We start from the raw sequence: 20,947 nt of genomic DNA, 5'->3' as shown, positions 1-20,947 counted from the left end.
CACGTCAGTCCTTCTAGAAATATGTCTTTCTTATTAGTAGCTGCTGCCCCTTCAACGCGCCGCTAAGACGATGCCCGAGCAAAACGCATGGTTCTTCTTTGATGGTGGCATTACTCTCCTTTCATGGGTTTTCAAGGTAAGCGAAGGTTCCCACACATTCAGTTGCACAGGTACCAGACTACGCCGAGCGCTAATATTACTCAGTAATATAATATAACTCTTTGATTTAATGCATATTTTTATATAAACGCGGTAGTGATGATCTAGAATACGCGACAGCCCCATATGGCAAACACTAGTCATGGGCTGTCCTACGCTACGGTATTAAATAGTCGTCCGAGTCTATTGAGGTAGGTAAGCCTTCTTTTTGCGTATTGTAAAGTTTAATACCTTCGAACGTAGACAACGTCCCTGTCTTAAACGTCGAAGACGCCTGCCGCACTGCGCGATGATTTTCGGAGCATGTCCGTGACCGTCTGGCTTTGCGGACAACTTAATTGCGCCATTTCGCTACGGGCTAATAGGTGCTATCCTCACGCTCAGGCATTGATCACACCAATGATTTGCCTAACTCCATTGCGACGCATAGGAATCACGTATCAGTCGGTAGATCCTTAAGGGGCTTGGGCACGGTGCATTATGGTTGCCATTTCGCTTTACCTTAGCTGTCGCGATGCGCCTATCAGCGTTATCCGGAGGTATGGCGATCAGTCGCGTATCCGGCAATAGTCACGCAAGCGCAGCCGGTGCCACTATCAGCACGTTCGGCACCACCTGGAAAGGTAACGGTTGCCTTGCAACCGATCAGAGGAACATCCCAATCTAGCTTAGCCTACCGGGGCTGGTCCACACGAAGTTCGCTCTTACTCGCCGACACAAGTGCTCGTAGGACTCGATTTGTCATGCCGGTGTCCCGACATTGTGGTGTTGTAGAGAGGGCAGGCTAACTTCACAGCAGCTACAGATCTTATACCCCGATCATTTCGTAAGCAACCATCCTTCATAATTCTAATAGAATCAATGAGTTATGCAGTATTACTGAGTAATACGACGAGCAAGGTAATTGGTTGTTGAACAGAAATCTACGCTGTGAAACGCAATGAGGAAGCACACTGTTGTTGCTATCGCTGCTCCTACATAATGCAAGTGATTACGCACATGTTCAGAGACCAGTTTCTCAGCTAGCCTCCCACTTATTGCACTACTTCTCGGTTGTAATCTTTATTAGGCGTTAGGAATAGTTTTGGCCATCTTGGCCAGATACGTACTGCAGCTAACTAGATAGACCCATGTACAGCTCCAGTCTCTGTGCACGTTCATGTAATGCATTAGCTGAAGTCTCTCGATTTCACAATCATACGAGGCCAAATAGACTTCCCGAGCAATGCATATCTTCGGCAATTGTTAGATGCGCTTAGTATCTGTAATCTATCTCCCTGTACAAGCTCCCTTTTTAATCAGCAAAGGTTGGCTTTGGAGAATACATCTGCGGACATACGCGCGAACAACTAGCAAAATTTGCAATACAACAATTTTCAAAAAACGTCCAATCATCTTCACCCTAAGAGGCATGAAACGGGCTGGGGAGAGAAACGTCTATCACACTGAATGGGCTAAAGACGTATGAGAACAGGAAACACTAGCAGTGGATAAAGGCACTAGTAGTGCATGCCACCTAATCACTCACAGTGCAGCTGATCGCTAGCCGACAAAACAATTTCCCGTCTCCGACCAGTGTAAGAGAATACTACCAACACTAATTCATGACATGGCGCGGTACTCATCTAAAATACAGATGATAGCTGTATGTTAAGTTACACTGAAAATTCCCCCACTTTCCCCACGAATTTGTAACGAATCTGCCCCCCGTTAGTAGCACAATTCCACCTGACTATCAGTAGGAGATCGGAGTGATCTACGTGGCTCTACTCGGTATCATTCGACGCTGGTACCTTCGTGACCAGATCCTAATACGAGAAATCGCCAGGCGACTTGATATCTCACGCAATACCGTCCGACGCTATCTGCGATCGGAAACCCCTGAGCCCTCCTATGCGGAGTGACGCTCAGTTAGCGGATTGGACAAATACTCGGTGTAGCTATCCGGGTAGTTCAAGGCCGTGATGACTGAGCCGCGTAAGCAGCAGCGCAATTTGACGCAGGTCTATGAATTCTATGATCGACGCACACTTAATACGGTGAATTTCATAGAGCGAGATACCAGAGAAATTATTATGAAAGATAGTCCCCGTACGATCTCACCTTTTGCCTCATGGATAGTCTTTCTTTTCTGGATGAGAAGGTGCAACAAGTGAAGCAGGACGTTTTATGCGTATCGTCCAATTCATATTGCTCCTGCAGGCAGCTGAAACTTACCATAATTAGCTTGCATGGTATGGAGCTGCTAAAACGAGAAAACTGATCTTTCCATAGTGTCGCAACGGTCACTCTGAGATGATGGATCATTGACGTAGAGTACGTAATCGAAGGGGATCTGAATGGGGGACGGCCATTACTTCATCAGTATTAGGTGATTTCACCGCGCTCGAAAAACGGAAAGATATGCGTAGATAGTTCGCACCCAGGGATAAATCGAAGATGCACATTTTTTTTGGGGATCGTATATCATTCGACTATCTTAATAGAAATAAAAATTGAAAAAAAAAGCCTGAATATTCCCAGGCTTTTTGGTGTTTGATAAATCAGGTTATTACTCAGTAATATTGCGTAAATATTTGATTTTATTAAGTTAATTCAATTATTCCGTTACCTCGTCCGCCATTTTTCTTAGCATTTCATTAATTTTTTGGTGCACCATTGCAGCATCGATCGACCGGTCCGAAATTCGCACGATGATGTCGCGGTCCTTCGCCTGTGTCAAATACCGTGGCGCGCCTGACGAAGAAGGGATCAGATGCTTCTGGGTCCGCGGAGGGCGGCTGGCGGCGTTAATCTGTTGTGTGACCCACATTTGTATCGATCCCTGATCCCCACCTTCCTTGAGGCGCTGGATAGCCTTCATGATCACGTGGTGGTGGGTAGGATAAGTTTCCCATAACGAATTGATCACCTTAGCTGCATGGGCGCCAAATAGGCCCGGCTCTTCATCCAGCAGGCTGAGTACTTCGGCAGGCAGATTCAACATCGCCAGGCCATTGGAGACCTTCGCCTGCGAACACAGGAACATCGCTGCCACGGCCTTTTGCGTGGTTGCATATTCCTTGCTCATGGCTTTGCGGAACATAAGTGCTTCTTCATACTCGGTTGGGGGCGTACCTGTGTTGTCCACCATGACGTCCAACTCGGCTTCACGATCTGTTCGTGAAACAACCAGTACGCGTGCCTGTTTCCAGCCGATGTTGATGGCAGCCTTCTTGCGGGTCTGTCCTTTGATAATCTCGTAGCGCCCGTTAGGCATCTGGCGTGCCGTAATTGGCGTGCTTTGACCCGCGCTCAAGAACGATTGCGAAATCTCATCGATACGCACCGGATCGTATTTCAGCCGGGTTTGAAATGGACTGTCATCGAGCAGATCAAGATCGATGAGTTTTTCGATGCCAAGCGTGTCGATGGGAACGACGATCGTTGGTGCAATCGGTGATTGGACGGTAAGCGCTGACTCAGCTGGTTGATCCTGGCGAATATCTGCCGCTGAGACCTCTGCTGGCGTATCAAATGCAGTCGATGCGGTGATGCCGGCCTGCGGCACCAGACGACCAGACTGAATCAGGCCGGATACTTTCAATGGTTTTCTGCTCATAATTTTTCCTGCCCTGGTAATGTCGTACCAGCCAAGCGTAGACCGTATAGTTTGATAAGCGACTTGGTTAAGTCGATGATGTCGCGTGCGCCCCCGCTATTGGGTTCTTTTTCCAGCACAGGGCCATTGCTGCTGATGTTGTCTGGATCGGACTCACGCAGGAAGCCGACAAAATCACGGATGATGGTGTCGTTAATCTTGCCAGGAAATTTCGGCAGCAGTTTTGATAGCTGGTACTGGTGCGGTGTTTTCGACGTATTGAACTGGTTCACCACAATGTGGACGTCCAAATGAATCCCTTGCCGCCCAAAAGCAGCATTGATTTCCTGTACGTTGGATGCGAGTACGTCGAGTGCAGCAATGGCCTGTCCTTCCGCCGTCACCACGGTCAGTAGGGTCTTGCAGGCCACCATGAACGTTGTGGCCAGGACGGATGTTCCTGGTGCGGAATCAATGATGATGACGTCGTACTGGCTGAAAAACTCGATCTCCGCCTCTAGCAAGCGTGTAAAAGCCTGCTCCCTGTTCATGGCGCCCATCAGCCAAGATTCGTCGACCATGGTGATGTCGCTTGGGATCAGATCCAGCATGCCATCAGGATAGATCGAGCGAATCGCCTTTTCTGGGTGCGCACGCTGCCCTTGCGAGGTGCGTTTCATCAGCTCGCCAATGTGCGTAATTTCCTCGTCAAGCCAGTTGATGCCGTACAGGCTCGTCAGCGAAGACTGTGGATCACCATCAATTAGCAGCACGCGGTAGCCTGACAAGGCGATGCAGCTGGCGACGTTACCGCAAATGGTAGTCTTGCCGACGCCGCCCTTTGCCATGCGTGTGTCGATCACTGGTGGCAGTGTCAAAGGGCGTTTGGTATCTGGAGGAATATTAAGAAGTCCGAAACGGATAGCGCGGATTTCAGCGGCACTGTAGAGCTTGTGTTTGTTATCTGCTTGTTCACGATACCGTGTGCGAAACGTTTTTGGCGTACCGGTGAAGCCGCTCAATTCCATCGCTAGTTTCTGCTTTACACCTTCAAATGCGCGCATGTGGATCCTGTGGTGATGATTATTTCCATGATGATAGCGGTTTTCAATGTACTTTTCAATCGAACTTTTCCAAATAAAGGGAGATTGACGAAAATAAAGTCTATCGACAAGTTAAAAAGAATAGTCTCTTTCAAAAGCCCGGATGTGATTTTCAGGGATGTATCAAGGCAAAATTTGAGGATCGGACGTATGAAGGAATTATCGCTGTACAAAGTATGTAATTTTATTGCTGTAATTTCAATAAACCACGTGGAGAGGATGAAGGTGCATCATAGGTGAGCCTTAACAGGGAGCCAGCGGCAGCAGATGCATTAGTATTTCAATTATTCAATGCGTGGCCTCTTGATCCTCCTATACACGAGGGCACTTTTACAGGGAGCATCGGGATTTGAGGCTGTTAATAAGTGAGCTTTTACAGGAACATCTAATCATGTGAGTGCACATGCTTGGATTGGAAGAAAAAGTATGCGTGTGAGTCACTGTTGAATTGGTTTGCGTGTATAAATTGGTTCGAAATATGATGATATAAACATCTAGCCAGTATATAAGTTGCAATATGCAACTCATAGGAACTATCTAGAAAAATATTGAAGTACACTCCCTGTAATTCCTCACCTTTAGTGTGTCGCATGCGTTAGGGAGTCGATGAGAATATGAACCTTACGCATGAATGTATTCTGCACCGGAAATCCAAAGTGACTAAATAGGAGCTTTTACAGGAACTGATGTTTATTTGTCGCGTGTTTTTGTTTATTTGTTAATCAATTGCTTAATGAATAAATAAAAAGTACGCATCTCTGTAAAAAACGATACCTATTTGTCAACCTAATGATTATCTTTTTTTTGCTATTTGCCTATGGTGAGCTTCTACAGGAACAATGATCGAGGCGATTGCTGTCGATCTATCATTTGTTAGTGAAACATTTTTCTGAATAGTAAGGTGGTGCTTAGTTCGCTTCATTAAGTTGAAAACTGTTCAGTATCATGAAGTTGTCATCAGGCAATCTTACTTTAAAGACGTTATATTGCTCACAATATACTTGTAAAGTTAGTATGTTTGCTTGGATTGTATGACTGATTTTCTTCATGAAACGGTGTAGTTATCATTTGGCAAGTGAAAAATATTATTTTTTTACTAAAATATTCTTATTCTAGGGCACTGGATTTTGCGTCAAACCTTCATTGGGTTATTTTTTTGCTTGAGAGGTTTTTTGATAAAGAACCCTTTTAAAACCTTAAATACAAATTAAGCTCGCGTAGACCGAGCATTCATGCGGTTTCCCGGGGGATTCGGTGAGCTTGGCCGGGAACAGCGGGGAGGTTGTACGGGGAGTTCGGTGAGTTGTGGCAGGGAGTGAATGTTTTTATGGTGAGAATGTACGGGTACTGAGGGGAGGGGATACGGTGACTGAAGGTCATCAAGGTGAGCTTTCACAGAGACAGTGTTTAAGGGGAGATGTGGATAACTTTTTTCCATCAGGCGATGCTTCGTGTAGAGGCAGGTGACGTGTTGTATGAGTTTAGGCTGCTTTTTTCTGCTTTTTTGTCGTGTCCTTGCGGCCAGTGTTGGCCTTGCGTTGTGACATCTGCGGGCTATTAGTCTTTTGGGGAGGTTTTACAGGGAGTAGATTTGATTGCCGTAGAGGCGTTGGTATCGCTTGGTGATGTCTCTTGTGGGAGCTTTCACGGGGAGTGCTTTTGGTAGTGCAGGATATTTGTGGCGGCGTGTTGACGTGCTATGGTCTTCAGGTGCTGTTTTTTATGCGAAATAGGTCAATTTGGACGAGTGGTATGTTGTTGAGGGTACTGCGAGGCGCCTGCAGCGTCGATAGGTGAGATTCTACAGGGAGCCTGAAGGACGTTATCTACGAAGTTGCGTAGCATTGGGTAGCTTGCGGGTTCGGTGTGCTTGTCGATGTAATAGTACTGGACACAGCCAGCCATGCGGCTCTGGTGTCAGATGCTTGTTTTATGTGGCTGTGATATCAGGTGAGCTTGCACAGGGAGCTTGTTAGTCAACGGGTCATGTCCGCAGCATGTGGGCTAGTTTTAAGGTGAATTATTTTTCAAAAAAAAATCACTTATTTTGGTGAAATTTCCTGTGCGAGGATGCAAAGGTGAGTTAATTCGCGTTATAGTTCGCACCATGTAAAGGCGAGTATGGGCATGTGAAGGCATGCTTTCTCGATGAAAGAGGATCGGCGTGGCAACGAGAAAACCCAAGGCAGCCAAGAATGGCGAACTGACATTACCATCGATGGAATTTCGCAAGACGAATGATGCGATTGGCTTGCGCGTGCGTGAAGGCAAGATGTCTTTGCTCACCCGTAAGGTGTTTAACGTTATGATGTACCATGCCCAGCAGCTGAAGGTTACGGGCGTCAATTCGCCGATCGATACGCCCGCGTCAAAAAAATACTTCTGGATTCGCTTGGCAGATCTGGCACGCGATGCTGCGTATGACAGCAAGGACACCGAGTTCCTGAAGGCTCAGCTCGAAGAGATGCAGAACATCAAGCTGCTGATGGAAAATGACCGCCAGTGGACGTCCGAGCGCCTGGTCGCTTCAGTCACGCTGGTCAATCCGATGGGCTTGAAAAAACATTCCGGGCAGGTCTGGTTTGGTTTTGCGTTTCCACCGGAAGTGCATGAGCTGGTTATGGCTCCGGGAACCTACACCCGCTTCAGTATTTTCTATCAGGGCTTGCTGCGTTCTGGCTCTTCCCTGGCACTGTATGAAATTTGCCGCCGCTATGCCACCAATCCCTCTAAGGTCACGCTGATCCAGACGTATGAGCATTGGTATGGCGCGCTGACTGGTAATCCCGTGTCCGAGGATGCGCCGCCGCCGCAATATAAATATTTCAAGCGCGATGTCATTCGGCCGGCGATGGCCGAGATCAATGCCCTTACCGATATCCAAGTCGAGCTGATCGAACACCGTGTCGGCCGTCGCGTCGAGCGTCTGCAGTTCCGCGTCGAGCACACCAAGCAGCCGCAGCTTGGCTTTGCGGCACCACCCGTCATCGATCTGGAACTGATGGGCAGCATCATGAAATTTGGCCTGAGCCAGGTCGACGCGGCAGATGTGATGGCACAGCATGGCGATGACAAGATCCGTAGCGCCGTGGCCTTCGTTCAGGCGCGGATTGATCACAAGAGTAGTGCGCCACTGGATTCTCCGGCCGCGTATTTCCGCTGGACGTTGAAACAGGGCGCCGATGCGGCGAAAAACCTGCAGCTCAGAAGCAGCGCAGCAAAAAATAGCGTCGCCAAGAAAAATAGCGGAACGACGGTATTGGAGAAATTCCTCGCGGCGCGGGCGCAGGACGCGTATGACCTGTACAACGAATTTGATAACGCCGACCGCAGCGCCATTTTCGAGCGCTTCAAGGATCAGAATACGAACACGGCTGTCAATCTGGACCGCGGCGTCGAGAACGTCCTGGCCCGCTCGCTTTTTACCAACTGGTACGCCCAGGAACTCTGGGGTGAACCAACCATTGAGGCACTGGCCGCCTTCGTCGAGCAGTTCAGCCTGGCGCCCCGCTAGATGCGGCGCAGGATTTGCTGCGGCGCCAGCTTTGCTGCCTTGGCTCGCCCGCATGTTCAACAGCATGCTAGTACTAGAAAATACCTTGAGTTCTACGTGCCTGACAGGTCAATGGTGATGCCGCGAATGAGTGCCGCGCGCAGCTGCGCTGCATGCTGTTCCCGAAAGGCGGCCGGCACTGTGCCTGGATCGGCTGTTTGCACGGCGAGCTGATTGCCTTGCAGCGTGGCGCGCAGCAGTGGCACACCGGCCGATGCCATCGCCGTTCCCGAGAGCATTTGTACCGCCAGGGCAGATTGTTGCAGGACCTGGTCTGCCGCCGCCGCGGCGTGGTGGTTCGAAGGATTCAATGGCAATGAGCGCAAATAGTCGACCGCTTTTGCAAGGGCACTTTCCAGCTCGAAGATACGTTGTTCTGCCGTTGGATTAATCGGATGCATCGTGGCAGCTTTCAGAAGAGGGTGGTGGAGCATTGTCCAGATTGTTGCTGGATGCCGATTTTACTGTGCTTTGCTGTAGTCCGGAACGGTGGCACCATGCCACATGGGCATGTGAGAAGCGCCGGGATAACTCTAGTCTGGAGTAGCCCATGTATTCCCGCACTGCGTCCAGGCCCATTCCATCCTCGAGCAGGTTGGCGCCGTAGGAGTTGCGCAGGGTTTGCGGACTGACCCGTTCGCCGCCAGCCATTGTCCCCAGGTCCGCCAGCAGTTTTTTCGCACCGATGAATGCTCGTGCATAGCCGACCGGATGCTCCTTGTCCGAGGGCGCGCCGGGAAACATCAATCCTTCGCTCCCGCTCAACGTCAGCCACCGGTCAATCGCCGGGCAATCGCCGGGCAATCGCCGGCTAGGCGGCCGGATGCACCAGGGTCCGGTGCGACGTCATGATACCGTATTGTGGCGCAACCATAACCCGTTTGCGCCCATGTCCTACACAATTAACTGAGGTTATGTTGGCTTGGCCAGGCTTAAACCCGGCGCCCAGCATCAACGCACACATCGCCTTGCGAGGATGCGCACCAAGTTCTCCTGATCCTGCGGATCGCGGGTATCGCATAGCAAGGCAAACACGCGTACCCGTTCAGCTGGGAGCAGAAAGGGCATCGGCTCTTCGTCCGCAGGCGGGGTTGCTGGGCGAAAGGTCACCTCGGTCGGATTGACGAAATCAGGATCGGCTTGCTGCAAGGCGGCGTAAGCGCGCCGCAGCAGCAGCGCATGGCGCTGACGCGCTTCGACGCGTTTGCATATATGAGCCCGATCCAGGAAGTGAGGGATATCTTCTTCATTGGCCAGCACTACGCTTTTGCCGCGGAACGTCCGCAGGTGGGCAATGAATATCGCCCACATCGATGTGTAAACCGCGATAGTCTTGGCGCTGAAGTTGAGGCCTTCCTCATACGCGTCTTTTTCATGCCAGCGGTGAAAGGCCACTTTGGGATCGGTGGCCCATAGGAGGGGTGCCCACAGAATTCGGAAAAAATAGTATGTTAAGGATTTCCTCCAGTCCGAAGCGGACGGAATTTTCCCTCTTCAACGTTCCGGCTCTGCGGCCAAACATAGTCCTCGGTCAGGTTGATGTGTTCCCATCCCAGCGGCGACAGGTATCGCAGCACTTTTCGACATCTATTCAGAGGATAAGCATGGCACAAGCCACCGTCTTACGTCCGGGCCAGTACCGGCACTTACTCCGCGTCACAGCAGCCATCAGTCGCGATCCCGAGCGCGATACCCTCGTTCTTTTGCTGGGGATCATGTGCGGGATGAGGGTGAATGAAATTGCTCAAATCGAAGTTCAGGACGTGCTGTTTCCATCTGGAGCGATCAGGCAGGAAGTCTCACTTCGAGCTGCTGTCACAAAGGGATGCAGCCAGCGGTGCATCTATCCCACTAACCGGGCGCTCTTCGAGGCGTTGGAATGCTACTTAACCTACAGGATCGAACGTCGTTGGCGTATGAGCGACGACCCCCAGCGATATCGTGGCCTGCGAGCCGATAGCAAACTGGTGCTGACCTTCAAAGGGCACAAATATAGTATGAAACGAAAACGCCGAATCAATCAGGCGGGCGAAGAAATCGATTACGTGGCCTGTGACGCCTTGCAGGCCCATGTGACTAAGCTGTATCGGGACGCGGGCATTAAGGGCGGCAGTAGCAAGAACCGTGCGGCGCACGATGGCAGTCCGGCTACTCGACCAGGGACATTCGCTGGAGAGCCTTCAACTTTTGCTGGGTCATGCCGATCTAGAACATGTGGACCCATACCTGGAGGTGGACAAGAAAAAGTTGCGGCAGGCTTTTGCGCACGTACTGTAAGTCGATTTTGGTGATACATTGTATAAACAATGAGCTTGACATGGCCCATTGAGCGAATCTACAATGTATCTACATTAGGAGGCTTTATGGAATTATCAGTTCAGAAATGGGGCAATAGCGCAGCAGTACGTTTGCCTACCGAGTTGCTAGGCATGCTCAAGGTGAATTTGGGCGATAAGCTCAGCGTCAATGTGCAGCCCGAAGGCGTGCTGCTGAAAGCTGCTCGCCCGTCGTATTCCTTGGCTGACTTAGTGGCGCAATGTGACCTTTCAGCGGCGGAACCGGTCAATATAGCATTATGGTCCCAACTCAAGCCGGTGGGGCGTGAAGCGTGGTGAGCCGTAGTAAATTCGGACGCGGCGACATTGTCATGGTCAGCCTCGATCCAACCGAAGGACACGAGCAAAGAGGTATGCGGCCTGCCTTAGTGCTGTCCACAAGCGCATTCAACGTGCTGGGGGTGGTCTTGGTTGCGCCAATAACACAAGGCGGCGACTTCGCACGGCATGCGGGCTTTGCAGCTTCCCTGAGCGGTGCCGGCACGAAGACGCAAGGTGTGGCTTTGGTCAATCAGATTCGCATGTTGGATTTGGAAGCAAGAAAGGCAAAGCGAATCGAGACCGTACCGGAGTATGTGGTGGAAGATGCGCTCGCCAGGTTGCGTGCAATTACCGACTAGGGAAATTCCATACAAATGATGATGTTGAGGACGACGGGCTGGCAGGAGACATTGCAGGCCACAGCGCACGCGCTACGGCCCGCTCGCATCGTCCGTGATGAGTTGCGCCACTTTACTGGCATAACGTTTCCTGGCGACCCTTACGAGGGCTGTGCGCGCACACTGCGCCTTCTCCAATTGGTTGACGGCATCGCAGACGGAGACGCCTCACAGTGGGTTGATGTGCTGGCCGAGAATGGCGACATTCTTCACGAAGTGCCCGTGACCATCAAGGGCTTTGAATATCTGCGTCGAACACTCAAGTTCGTGAGCGAACAATAGGATGGAAAAATCAATGCAACTGACACGCAAAAATTTTGGTGATGAGTCGCTGGTAGTGATGGATCAAGTGGCGCAGCTGCTTTACCTGGCGGAGCAGGCTCTTGAACTGATCCGGACTTTTGAAAACAACCCCCATAAGGGTGCAGTACGCACTATGCGAGTCATAGTTGAGTTCGCGAACAAAACCTCAAGCAGTCTCATGGAGGCGCTCTTCCATACTGAGAACAAGCGACCAATCGCGTTGATCGCAGCAAACGAGTTTGCTTTGTCTAAAGTGCAGTCGGAGATTACCGCTGCAAGAAAACTGGCAATCACGGAACAAGCCCGGACCGAGCATAGTGGAACTGTGATTTTCCACGGTGTTTTGCCAATTCTTGGACTGCTCCACACTGAGTGGGCCAGCGTCAGTAACAAAGCGGGTTAGAGATGAAAATTCCCGGCGCCCAAGGCGCACCGCACCGGTCGGCTTGCCGGTAACACTAAGCCTGGAAAACGAAATGGATATTAAATTTGCAACTGAAGTGCTATACCGTCTGCGGCAAGGGGGATTTCGACTCGCGTCGTTATCGTGGGAGGAGGAGAGTACCGACGAACAAATGCGCATGGGCGCTCTAAAGACATCTACACACATTCTTTACGGCGTGTCGCCAAAAAACATTTGACCGTGACGGGAAGTGGGGACCAGTTGGCGATTACGTGCGCCACAACGGGCTTGTTCCAATGACAGTGGAGGAATCGAGTGAGATGGCCTTCAACGCGATTGAACAAGCTGCAATCAATGTGGCGATTGAGATGGCGAAGACTATCGTCGACTCCACCGCAATCTAACATTGGAAAACGCGTTGAAGGCGATCAAAAAGGCAGGAACCGCCATCAAAGCAGCGATGGTTGAATAGTAGAGGAAAGACCATAAACATGAATACCACCAGCACTGCGAATAGTGAGACCACCCGACAGCGTCGCAAGCCAATCTGCAACAGTCAAGGGCGCTGCATCGGCTACAGCGACTGGAAAAACGGAGGTGGCCTGCCATGGTGGCCGCACCGCGACCTGAGTATCGTCGTGGACAACAAATAATCAGCCAGGAAAGAGCGCCATGCGCAATGACATGACCAGGATCACGCGCGTTCGACCGGCCGACGCCAATAACCAAGTTGTAACGGTTGAAGGCGGGAAGGGCTGCTATCGAAAGCAACCATGCCCCAAGTGTCCATGGCGGGTCGACGCGACCGGCGAGTTTCCAGCGGAGGCGTTCCGTCATTCGGCTGGCACGGCCTACGATATGGCGGAACATACGTTTGGATGCCACGAAGCGCGGAGCAAAAAGCCAGCGATGTGTGCGGGCTTCTTGATGCGCGGCGCCGACCATAATCTGACGGTGCGTCTGCGGTACATGCGCGGAGAGTTGAAGAACGACGTGCATGACGGTGGCCACGAGCTGCACAAGAACTACCGTGCGATGGCAATTGCAAATGGTGTATCTGCGGACGATGCTGCCCTGGCAGCGTGCCGCGATTGATCGAGGAAAAGAACATGGAAAATAAAGGCTCACCAATGCGCAAACCAGCCCCCGAGGCATAGGCCCGTACCAAGGTTGTCATGAACGCTCTGCGCCGCGAGATCGACCAGCGGCAAGCCGAATTGCCGGCGATTCGAATGGAGGGCGAAGCAGCTCTCCGTCGTTTGCTTCCGATCGCACAACGTGACACTGGCCAGTCGTCCGTGGTCGCTCGCTTCCTGCTGAATTTGTACAACGGCGAACGCTTCCCGTTCGACCTGAGCGATTTGCGCCGCCTGGACTTTGACCTCTTTGACGATTGCATGGCCGTACTGAAAATGGACTTCCAGCCAGCGAAAGAAGTTCACTCCTACTTCGACAACGGCGGCGTCATCTGGGAAGCTCTGGCGAAGGAATGGGGCTTTAGATATTACGCGGGAACAAACTGGCGCTAACAGGGAAAATCATGGGCGAATTCTTTTCAAATTACTTTTTACCTGGACCGGCACTTGCCGTGCTTGGCATCTATGTAGCAGTGGTCAACTACTTTAAGTGGGACGAACTCGCCAAGCTTGTCGATCGATTTCGGCCTTCCTTCGGCAGATACTTTGCCTGGCATTGTGGGTATCGTGGGAATGATGATCAGCGCGGCAGGACTTCTCTGCGTTGTGCTTAGAAGCCGGTAGCAACACGCGATAATCCAAGGAAACCGCCATGAGCAAACGACCAGAGTTTTTAGGTATGAAGCAGTTCAACATACCAAAGCGCCGCGAGAGGGTGATTGTCCTGCTTATCGTCGTAGGTGTGGGTCTGTTGGCGGCGAAGTTGTGGAACGACTCACAGTGTACGTCGTGGTTGACCTCAACCGAAGGGGCGAAGGTTGCATGTATCGGTACTGTAGGCGACGACGCTAAGAATGCGGCCGAGAAGGCCCGAGGTGCTTCTAAGCGATAGGGAAAACATCTTGAAACGAAATTTGACACTTATTGCGTTCTTGGTCGGTGCTTTGACTACCGGTATTTGCAATGCCGCCGACGAAGCGGAAGGCATTCCCATGCACCACGTGAACTACTGAAGTTCGAGGAATAGGCATGGCAACTAATAACAACCTCGACGGAAGCAAAGTTAGTTACCGGAAGTCGGACGGTGATATATATTTTTCTGTCAAGGGCGACAATCGGGACTACCTTATTGATCTCGGTAGTGAACCAAGGGTAGTGACACACGGGCCAGATCTCAACGAATTGATTTGGGCGATCGAGCGAGCCTGGCGCAAGGAAATTACCAAATGAGTCGCGAAATGGGTTGGACAGGGAAGTGCGTAAAGCACATTGATGGCCGCGAAGGAAGCATCAAGCGGGAGGCACCGGGTTTCTGTCACGTCGGCCTCTTCATCATCGACAACGTCGGCGGTACCGCCTTTGTGCAGTTGAACAGCAACGGCCCTGACACTGGAGAGACTGGCTGGTCCTGGATGCTTGCCCATGAAGGCGAACCTGAGCGTTGGGGCTGGCTTGGCGATCACAACAATGCCACAGTGGCGTAGAGGAAATCAATGTCCGATCTTCAGATATTCGATAGGCAAGTGCGTCATCGCTCCTCTGATCACTTGAGGGCGATGTCCTTGCTGGCCGCTCACAACCTCTACGGGCCTATGATTGCGGTATTGCGCCAGGAGCTCGATTCGATGGTGCGAGTGATCTTCCTGCTTGCACAACCAAGTCACATTAGAACTCAGTTGATTGCAGATTCTGTTAACGGCAAAAAATGGAAAGTTGGACGGCAAATCGTGACTGATCGGAATATGGTGGATCTTGCCCAACAGCTGCAAGGTTGGACCGCATCAGTTTACAAATTCGGATGCGCGTTTATTCACTTGTCCGCATTGCATGATTACAACGTGCGTGATCTCCTCCAACTTCTCCCTGCTGCAGAGCGCGACGACATCCTGGACCACTGCCGCCGTTACCACGGCGGCCCTGTTCTTTCGAATGCTGGATTTATGGATCTGGTTCGCGTGAAGACGTTATTAGTGTGGTCAGTACGGACTCGCGTGCGCGTCGCCCTGATGAATCTAAGCGAGCTCACCCGGAAAAAATTCGGGCAGATAAAATTCGGCGCTTAGATGAACGGGGTCCTGTCCATATGAGCGATGCTGGCTGGAGCCGTGTTCAAGAATTATTACATGCGGCGCAGGCACGCCCTGCTAGGAATAAAAATTTGAAGAAGTCCTGAGCATTTAACTCGTAGAGGAAATCGCAGCCATGTTTGAAGGACGCACGTACACGCAGAACAGCGGCTACAAGGGCTGGGGGATCCGCTTCGGCGACCATGATGGAGGCGTGGCGACGACAGCCTACAGTTACAGCATGTCAGAGGCCGAGCGGTATGAGATGGCCCGGCGCATTACTGCCGCGCTGAACCTTACCCGTTTCTTGAGCATCGAGCAGTTGGAAAACATCGCGCCGATCTGCTCACTGAAGTAAAGGAAATCGACCATGAACGAACATGACAAGTACATTGAGCACTCGACCGTGGAGTGCGTTGGCTTCGATATTGTCGATACCAGCGACTCGAAAAAGATCGAAGGCGAGCGGGTTTGGGTCGGTTGCAGTGAGGCCGGCCGTTGGTTGAAAGCTTCGCAGGTTCGCGAGCTGGCTCAGGCGCTTCCTGATATGGCGACGGAACATGAAGCCCGTTTGGCGCACGACACGACCGAGCCGGAATACCTGCCTCCGATCGATCAGGCAAATTCTTAACTCCGCGATGCCGACTGGTATGAGCTGATCAAGGTGTTTGGGTAGGCCAAGGACGGGATCGACGGTGCCGCCGCTCGCGTCCTCGAGCTACATGCCGGCATCTGTTCGAAGCGCTTGGTGCCAGAGGAAGCATTCCTCCCATTGATAGGCGAAAGATCGAATGGAGCGATGAAGGCGCCATCACGCCCGCGCACTTTTCCGCCAGTGATGTCTAGGTGCTGGCCCAATTGGCCGGCACCATTTAGAACCATGCCCTATGCGCTCACGTGGCGGACCTAAGCTGGCTGCAGGAGAAACGCTGGGGCACCCACTTCGGCCACATGGCGATCGTGGCGTACCGCAAGATGCTCGACTGCGCCGCCTGTTGGCCCAGTAAAGGCTCTGGGCTGGCTGGCACCGTTCCTTGCAGCTGCTAGGCCAAAGTCGCATCTAGGGGGACATCGCTGCGAACGAGGCGCACCTGCTAGAAGCGAACTTCGGCGCCGTCGGCACCCAAGACGACAATCCCCACCACTACATTACGCTCTTGCGCGGCGCTCCTTCCATGCTCATGCGCGCAATTCGCTAATTGGATATGGCCTTCACCCTGTTTACGAGCCGTGATTCTTGTCCTTTTGTTGCATGAAATATTTTGCGGCCTCCTCGGCAATCCGCTTATCTTTGGACCGTACATAGATCGACGTCGTTGCGGCGCTGACGTGGCCCAGTATGCCTTGCGCCACGTCCAGCGGCATACCTGCCGCCACCGATAAGGTGCCGAACGTGTGGCGAAAAGCATGGGGCGTCGTTGTTTCCAACTGCGCAAAATCGCGTGGGCTGATGCCGTTTTCGAGTAGCGCCTGCTTGAGCCGCTTGAGGGCAGACCTGGTGAGCTTGTACAGGCCATCGGCCGTGTAGCCATTGCCGGTTTGTTCCTCATGGCGCTCGATGGCTGCCAGGTGGCGCGGTACGACTAAGGGTCCAACGAGCGCTATGTCGTCGCTTGGCAGGACGTTACCGGCCGCGAGCGGGGGATGGTCAAAATCAAGCTGGCGATCCGCCCAGTGTGCGCGTAGCGCGTCAAGGGTCCTGTCACTGACGGGGACGTCCCTTTTTTTGTTCCGTTTGCCCACCACGCGCAAGGTGGAGACGTTGACCGACCAGGGACTCGGTTTGAGCGCCGAGCGGAGGCTGCCGGCAGCTTCCTCGCGCCGCAATCCGGAATCACCGAGGAGGAGTATCGCAGCAAGCGCTGCGCGGTCCTGGCTATGTTCCGGCACGCTGGCACGCTGCTCGAGCTGGGTGATAACGAGTTGCCAAAACTCTTCACTCAAGGCTTTTTCTATTTGCATCTCGTGCACTTCCTCCGTTACTTTCGGGTCGGTGACTGCGGACCAGGGATTCCCCCCCAAATAGCGGACGCGAACAAAATAGTCGAATGCGGCTCTCAAGATGATGATCGCTTGCTTTTGTGACTTGGCAGTCATCGGCGTCTTGGTGAACGGGCGCCAGCGGTCGGTGAACCGCGCCGCTTTGTCGCCGACAAAATCAGGGGAGGGGGCTTGCAAAAACAGTTTGTAGGCTTCGCAGTCGTCGGCCAGCAACGAGGACATGGGTTTTTGTTGCACCATGATGGCCCATAACAGAAAGCGCTCGAGCTCTTTGCGATAGGCGCGGAACGTATGCGCTTTGTCTTCGAAGCGGGCGAGGTAACACTCGACGGCGCGCAGGTCGTTGTCTGCCGTAATGAAGCAAAATTTGCTGTTCCTGTTGATGCCAGCAGAGCCATCGTACTTACTGGGCACGGCGAAGCGACCGAGCGGTGCCAGCTGGTCTGCATATTGGGGATCGAGCACCACGGCGATCGCAGGAACCTCTACGGAGAATTGCTGGAGTGACAGCTCCCCCAAGGACGTGCTGTGCTGGCGTAGCCAGCTGGCGATAACGTCGGCGCGTTTTGCCCCGATCCGCGGAACAGAGCGCCACCAGCCTGGTCCCCGGCGTTTGATGAACGCGAGCAAGTCGGCTAACTGAACAATGCCTTCATCGCGCAGCACGGCGGCCGTTTTCGGCCGAAACCACTGTGCGACCGGCTGGTGCAGTTGCGGTTGGGCTACCGGCACATCGGCAGCCTTCACCAGAATGTCGAGGGCCTTCGTTGTGACAGCTCCCCCTTGTCGCGCACCCTTTAAAATGTCTGCAAATGCGGGGTTGTTAACGATGGCGCGTTCAATCAGGTCGTTGCGCATGTCGATGAGATAACGCTCGAGGCCGTGCGCCAGCTGCGGACTGTCTTCGCTGTAATACAGGTCGGCGATACGTGCGAGAGGAATCTTGAGCACGTGCGCGCGCAACGCCGTGTAATCGGCACGGGTGTAGGTGATGGGGGTGAGGACGACATGCGTGTTCTGGGTCATGGTGCTGTCTTCTTCACATCATCTTGAGGGTGGGGGGCGTTTCGCTCTGGATGGTTCTCCTCTTGTGCAGGGCGATGCGCGTTCCAGAATCCAGCGAAGACGGTGCGTAAGGCAAAAAACCAGGCATAGACCGAGGCGTTCGATTGGCAAGCGCCATCGGACAGCAGACCATGCGCCAGCAGGTTGCGTAAATTGGGCCCGTGCCGATCACAAAAAAGCGCGCGCACTTCGAAGGTATGGTCTTCCCCAAATACGGGCACCATCTTCTCGCGTCCGATCAAAGACGATAGCCCCATCTCATCGCTGATGCCGTCGATAAACGTCGCCGTATGTTCGCCTGCATTTTGCAGATGAAAGCGCACCAGGTCTTCAATCTGCGGCACCAGTATATGCAGCGCTGTAGTGAAGTCCAGGCTGTACCCGGCATAGAGTCCTTTGCCGAACAGATAGGCACGCTCGGGTGGCACCAGCGGCGAGTTGCGGGCCAGGGCCACAAAATCATCCAGTGTGAGGGCATGTTCAAAGCGTACCTCATCGAGGGCATGCAGGATGAGAAACGCCACCTTTGGCATGGTCGTCTGTGCGAAGTAATCGACCATACTGGCCAACAGCGCGGCCTCTTGCATGTCGGCGGTATCGTCCACGCTGGCACCGGGACGTGCCGCGATGACTCTTCCATCGGGCGACATGAGCGTGGTTCTGAAGAGGGCCGAAATCGGGGATTCCTGTACACGCTGTTCGGCGCTCGCGCGATGCTCTGCGATGGCGGGCCGGTGATAAATGGAGGTGAGGTGGAGGAGGGCATCGACCGCTGTTTTTCCTTTCACCGCCTGCCGCACCTCGGCGATGTGCGCTCGTACATCCGGTCCTTTGGTGGTGATGATGTGCATCTCGCCGATGGCCTGCTCGCCGGCTGCATTCATCGCTTGCCGCAGAAAGTCAATCCGGTGAGCGATATTGCGTACTGTTCGCCCCTTTGCTGGCACCGAGCGCAGCAACTGGATCGCCTTCTCGTAGCCACTTGCAGCGACGACGCTCGATGGGGTAGGGCCTTGCAGCCGCTGTTGGGCTTCGTCTGCCCAAGATTGTGCCATCGCCACCGTCATCTCCACGGCGTTGTTGCCGTCGGCTGCTTTGTTGTACCACCGCCCGGCGCGTTCATAGGAGCCACGGGCACCAGGCAGGTCCCCAGCGGCGCTCCTGTTGCGCCCCATGGTCGTTAGCTTTTCTACCAGCTGGCGTGCCTGGGGCCTGGCCAGATTGTTGCGGTACAGGGCATACGAGAACCAATGCGGCGCATTGCGATTCTCGCCATCGTCCTGCGCCTCGTTGAAAGCGTGCAACAGCTCCGCTTCCATCGCTGCGATGTGTGCGGCGCCCGCTTTACCCAGGCTGGCGGCCAACTGTAAGGCGCGCATCCAGTTGCTGCGTTCACCTTCAATCCAGGTGGCTGGTTGTGCCGGCAGCTGCCGATACGCTTCTATGGCCTGGATGGCGTAGCGCACACCGCGTTTTCTGTCGAGCAGCCAGACCAGGTCGGCCGATCTGGCCCGCAGCAGACGATGTGCGGCCTCGTCGCTGAGGGTAGCCAGAAGGTCCACATAGTCGCGAAAGTCGTCCGGGATGGCGGTACGCTGGTTGCCCCATTCAATCACCGGCTTGAACGGCTCTGCTGGGGTCTCTGGCGTGAGCATCATCGACATGATCGCGTCGAGGAAACTGAAGGCACTGGCATGTGCAGTCTGCGCGTGCGCCTTGCGCGCTGCAGAAAGCGCCGCGTGCACGTCGAGATAGCTGGTGGGTGACACATCGCGCAGGAGCGCGGCATAGCCACTGGCGCGTAGGTCGTCGGCGGTGAGTGCATGAAACGCAGGTAGTGGGTGCTGGTTGGTCATCGTCAAGGGAGGGAGCAATTGGGAGGAATGGGAAAGCCTGTGCATCCAGGTAAAGATTGGTACAGAAAAACAGCAAAAAGTAACTTTTTGACATCGGGCGAAGGCTGTTTCACGCGTAATTCATTATAAACGCTTTATTGATAATACGGATTATCAGGCAAGGAGGATGCCCAAAAAAAACGACCAAATGGCCGTTTTTCAATGCGCTCGAAGCTTCTATCACCGGTTCACACGTTGATACCCAGCCGGCGCAGCGATTCAAGCACCGCGGGCCCCGCTTGGGATTGCTCCAGGCGACGTCTCATCCTCGCGACATTGAGCATGGCTTTGGCTGCCGCTTGACTGTTAAGTTCCTCTACCGCAGCCTGAGCCGCCGACATCTTTGGTTTATAAGGCACGCCCGTCAACCTCGAAATAGCCGCACGTGCCAAGTCCACCGCCTGCGGATGAACCGGCGTCGCTGCAGAAACCTTGCCAGTGTCTCTAAACATGGCTGCACCAGGTGGTTTGCCGTATTTCTCGGCAACCACTTGCGCCGCTTGTTGTGCCGCCTCAACAACCGGCGCTTCCTCGGCAAACGGTTTCCGGCTGCCGGAATGCACAACAAACTGAAGGTCGACCAGATGGTCCTTTGCCGCGGCTGTTTGCTGAGCAACACCAGACGCTGCCGCCATGATCCGACGCGCTCTGCTAATTTTTTTGTTTTGAGTGTTGGCCATAATAAGTC

22 protein-coding genes and 1 pseudogene are annotated in these 20,947 nt (G+C 53.1%); 15 read left to right on the top strand and 8 right to left on the bottom strand.

Annotated elements, in window-relative coordinates; all coding sequences use genetic code 11:
- Positions 1-1,910: 1,910 nt before the first annotated feature.
- Positions 1,911-2,054, top strand: a pseudogene (locus tag ASN89_RS28630) (winged helix-turn-helix transcriptional regulator); the annotation flags it as partial.
- Between the two features lie 704 nt (positions 2,055-2,758).
- Here the strand turns inward: ASN89_RS28630 and ASN89_RS07500 are convergent.
- The gene (locus tag ASN89_RS07500; protein WP_058048844.1) at positions 2,759-3,760 is read right to left on the bottom strand and encodes a ParB/RepB/Spo0J family partition protein; all 1,002 of its coding nucleotides are present in this window, start codon (positions 3,758-3,760) and stop codon (positions 2,759-2,761) included.
- Entirely contained in the window at positions 3,757-4,803 is a 1,047-nt protein-coding gene (locus tag ASN89_RS07495; RefSeq protein WP_082654459.1) for a ParA family protein, read from the bottom strand. The genes ASN89_RS07500 and ASN89_RS07495 overlap by 4 nt, the downstream gene beginning before the upstream one ends.
- Before the next feature lie 2,203 nt (positions 4,804-7,006).
- Here ASN89_RS07495 and ASN89_RS07485 point away from each other — a divergent pair.
- Entirely contained in the window at positions 7,007-8,356 is a 1,350-nt protein-coding gene (locus ASN89_RS07485) for a replication initiation protein (RefSeq protein WP_152988500.1), read from the top strand.
- Between the two features lie 92 nt (positions 8,357-8,448).
- On the opposite strand, the gene ASN89_RS07480 is transcribed toward ASN89_RS07485, so the two are convergent.
- The 3 genes from ASN89_RS07480 to ASN89_RS28625 all read right to left on the bottom strand — a co-directional run bounded on the left by ASN89_RS07480 (position 8,449) and on the right by ASN89_RS28625 (position 9,790).
- A complete protein-coding gene (locus ASN89_RS07480; protein WP_058048840.1) occupies positions 8,449-8,796 on the bottom strand; it encodes a hypothetical protein in 348 nt (115 codons plus the stop codon).
- Positions 8,783-9,142, bottom strand: coding sequence for a tyrosine-type recombinase/integrase (locus ASN89_RS28105; protein ID WP_152988499.1), 360 nt, complete (start codon positions 9,140-9,142; stop codon positions 8,783-8,785). The genes ASN89_RS07480 and ASN89_RS28105 overlap by 14 nt, the downstream gene beginning before the upstream one ends.
- A 204-nt stretch (positions 9,143-9,346) precedes the next feature.
- A complete protein-coding gene (locus ASN89_RS28625; RefSeq protein WP_152988498.1) occupies positions 9,347-9,790 on the bottom strand; it encodes a hypothetical protein in 444 nt (147 codons plus the stop codon).
- Between the two features lie 209 nt (positions 9,791-9,999).
- Here ASN89_RS28625 and ASN89_RS07470 point away from each other — a divergent pair, with 209 nt between their 5' ends.
- The 13 genes from ASN89_RS07470 to ASN89_RS07410 all read left to right on the top strand — a co-directional run bounded on the left by ASN89_RS07470 (position 10,000) and on the right by ASN89_RS07410 (position 15,929).
- Positions 10,000-10,686 (top strand): site-specific integrase, encoded by a 687-nt coding sequence (locus ASN89_RS07470; RefSeq protein WP_268766382.1) that lies wholly within the window; start codon positions 10,000-10,002, stop codon positions 10,684-10,686.
- A gap of 72 nt (positions 10,687-10,758) precedes the next feature.
- Positions 10,759-11,010, top strand: a complete 252-nt coding sequence (locus ASN89_RS07465) for an AbrB/MazE/SpoVT family DNA-binding domain-containing protein (RefSeq protein WP_058048838.1) — start codon at positions 10,759-10,761, stop codon at positions 11,008-11,010.
- Positions 11,004-11,351, top strand: a complete 348-nt coding sequence (locus ASN89_RS07460; RefSeq protein WP_058048837.1) for a type II toxin-antitoxin system ChpB family toxin — start codon at positions 11,004-11,006, stop codon at positions 11,349-11,351. Before ASN89_RS07465 ends, ASN89_RS07460 begins: the two co-directional genes overlap by 7 nt.
- Before the next feature lie 15 nt (positions 11,352-11,366).
- Entirely contained in the window at positions 11,367-11,672 is a 306-nt protein-coding gene (locus tag ASN89_RS07455; RefSeq protein WP_058048836.1) for a hypothetical protein, read from the top strand.
- Between the two features lie 13 nt (positions 11,673-11,685).
- Positions 11,686-12,096: a hypothetical protein gene (locus tag ASN89_RS07450; protein WP_058048835.1), complete on the top strand. Its 411-nt coding sequence runs from the start codon at positions 11,686-11,688 to the stop codon at positions 12,094-12,096.
- Positions 12,097-12,587: 491 nt separating this feature from the next.
- Entirely contained in the window at positions 12,588-12,749 is a 162-nt protein-coding gene (locus tag ASN89_RS28975) for a hypothetical protein (RefSeq protein WP_161911754.1), read from the top strand.
- Between the two features lie 19 nt (positions 12,750-12,768).
- On the top strand, positions 12,769-13,191 hold the full coding sequence (locus ASN89_RS07445) for a DUF6283 family protein (protein ID WP_058048834.1): 423 nt from the start codon (positions 12,769-12,771) through the stop codon (positions 13,189-13,191).
- Positions 13,192-13,271: 80 nt separating this feature from the next.
- Positions 13,272-13,625 (top strand): hypothetical protein, encoded by a 354-nt coding sequence (locus tag ASN89_RS07440; RefSeq protein WP_058048833.1) that lies wholly within the window; start codon positions 13,272-13,274, stop codon positions 13,623-13,625.
- A 636-nt stretch (positions 13,626-14,261) separates the two neighbouring features.
- Positions 14,262-14,462, top strand: a complete 201-nt coding sequence (locus ASN89_RS07430) for a hypothetical protein (protein WP_058048831.1) — start codon at positions 14,262-14,264, stop codon at positions 14,460-14,462.
- Complete coding sequence (locus ASN89_RS07425) at positions 14,459-14,716, top strand: hypothetical protein (protein ID WP_058048830.1); 258 nt, start codon at positions 14,459-14,461, stop codon at positions 14,714-14,716. The genes ASN89_RS07430 and ASN89_RS07425 overlap by 4 nt, the downstream gene beginning before the upstream one ends.
- A 9-nt stretch (positions 14,717-14,725) precedes the next feature.
- The gene (locus ASN89_RS07420) at positions 14,726-15,295 is read left to right on the top strand and encodes a hypothetical protein (protein ID WP_058048829.1); all 570 of its coding nucleotides are present in this window, start codon (positions 14,726-14,728) and stop codon (positions 15,293-15,295) included.
- Between the two features lie 139 nt (positions 15,296-15,434).
- On the top strand, positions 15,435-15,656 hold the full coding sequence (locus ASN89_RS07415; protein ID WP_058048828.1) for a hypothetical protein: 222 nt from the start codon (positions 15,435-15,437) through the stop codon (positions 15,654-15,656).
- Between the two features lie 12 nt (positions 15,657-15,668).
- Positions 15,669-15,929 carry a hypothetical protein gene (locus ASN89_RS07410; RefSeq protein WP_058048827.1) on the top strand — a complete coding sequence of 87 codons (261 nt, stop codon included), beginning with the start codon at positions 15,669-15,671 and terminating at the stop codon, positions 15,927-15,929.
- Positions 15,930-16,519: 590 nt separating this feature from the next.
- Here the strand turns inward: ASN89_RS07410 and ASN89_RS07405 are convergent.
- From ASN89_RS07405 to ASN89_RS07395, 3 genes are all read right to left on the bottom strand, one after another.
- On the bottom strand, positions 16,520-18,325 hold the full coding sequence (locus ASN89_RS07405; protein ID WP_058048826.1) for a site-specific integrase: 1,806 nt from the start codon (positions 18,323-18,325) through the stop codon (positions 16,520-16,522).
- Positions 18,322-20,220, bottom strand: a complete 1,899-nt coding sequence (locus ASN89_RS07400) for a DUF4209 domain-containing protein (RefSeq protein ID WP_235501903.1) — start codon at positions 20,218-20,220, stop codon at positions 18,322-18,324. The genes ASN89_RS07405 and ASN89_RS07400 overlap by 4 nt, the downstream gene beginning before the upstream one ends.
- Positions 20,221-20,447: 227 nt before the next feature.
- Positions 20,448-20,939 carry a hypothetical protein gene (locus tag ASN89_RS07395; RefSeq protein WP_058048824.1) on the bottom strand — a complete coding sequence of 164 codons (492 nt, stop codon included), beginning with the start codon at positions 20,937-20,939 and terminating at the stop codon, positions 20,448-20,450.
- Between the last annotated feature and the right edge of the window lie 8 nt (positions 20,940-20,947).

Source organism: Janthinobacterium sp. Ant5-2-1, from assembly GCF_001445815.1.
Lineage (GTDB): Bacteria > Pseudomonadota > Gammaproteobacteria > Burkholderiales > Burkholderiaceae_D > Janthinobacterium > Janthinobacterium lividum_E.
This window is presented reverse-complemented; position numbering and strand designations above follow the sequence as displayed.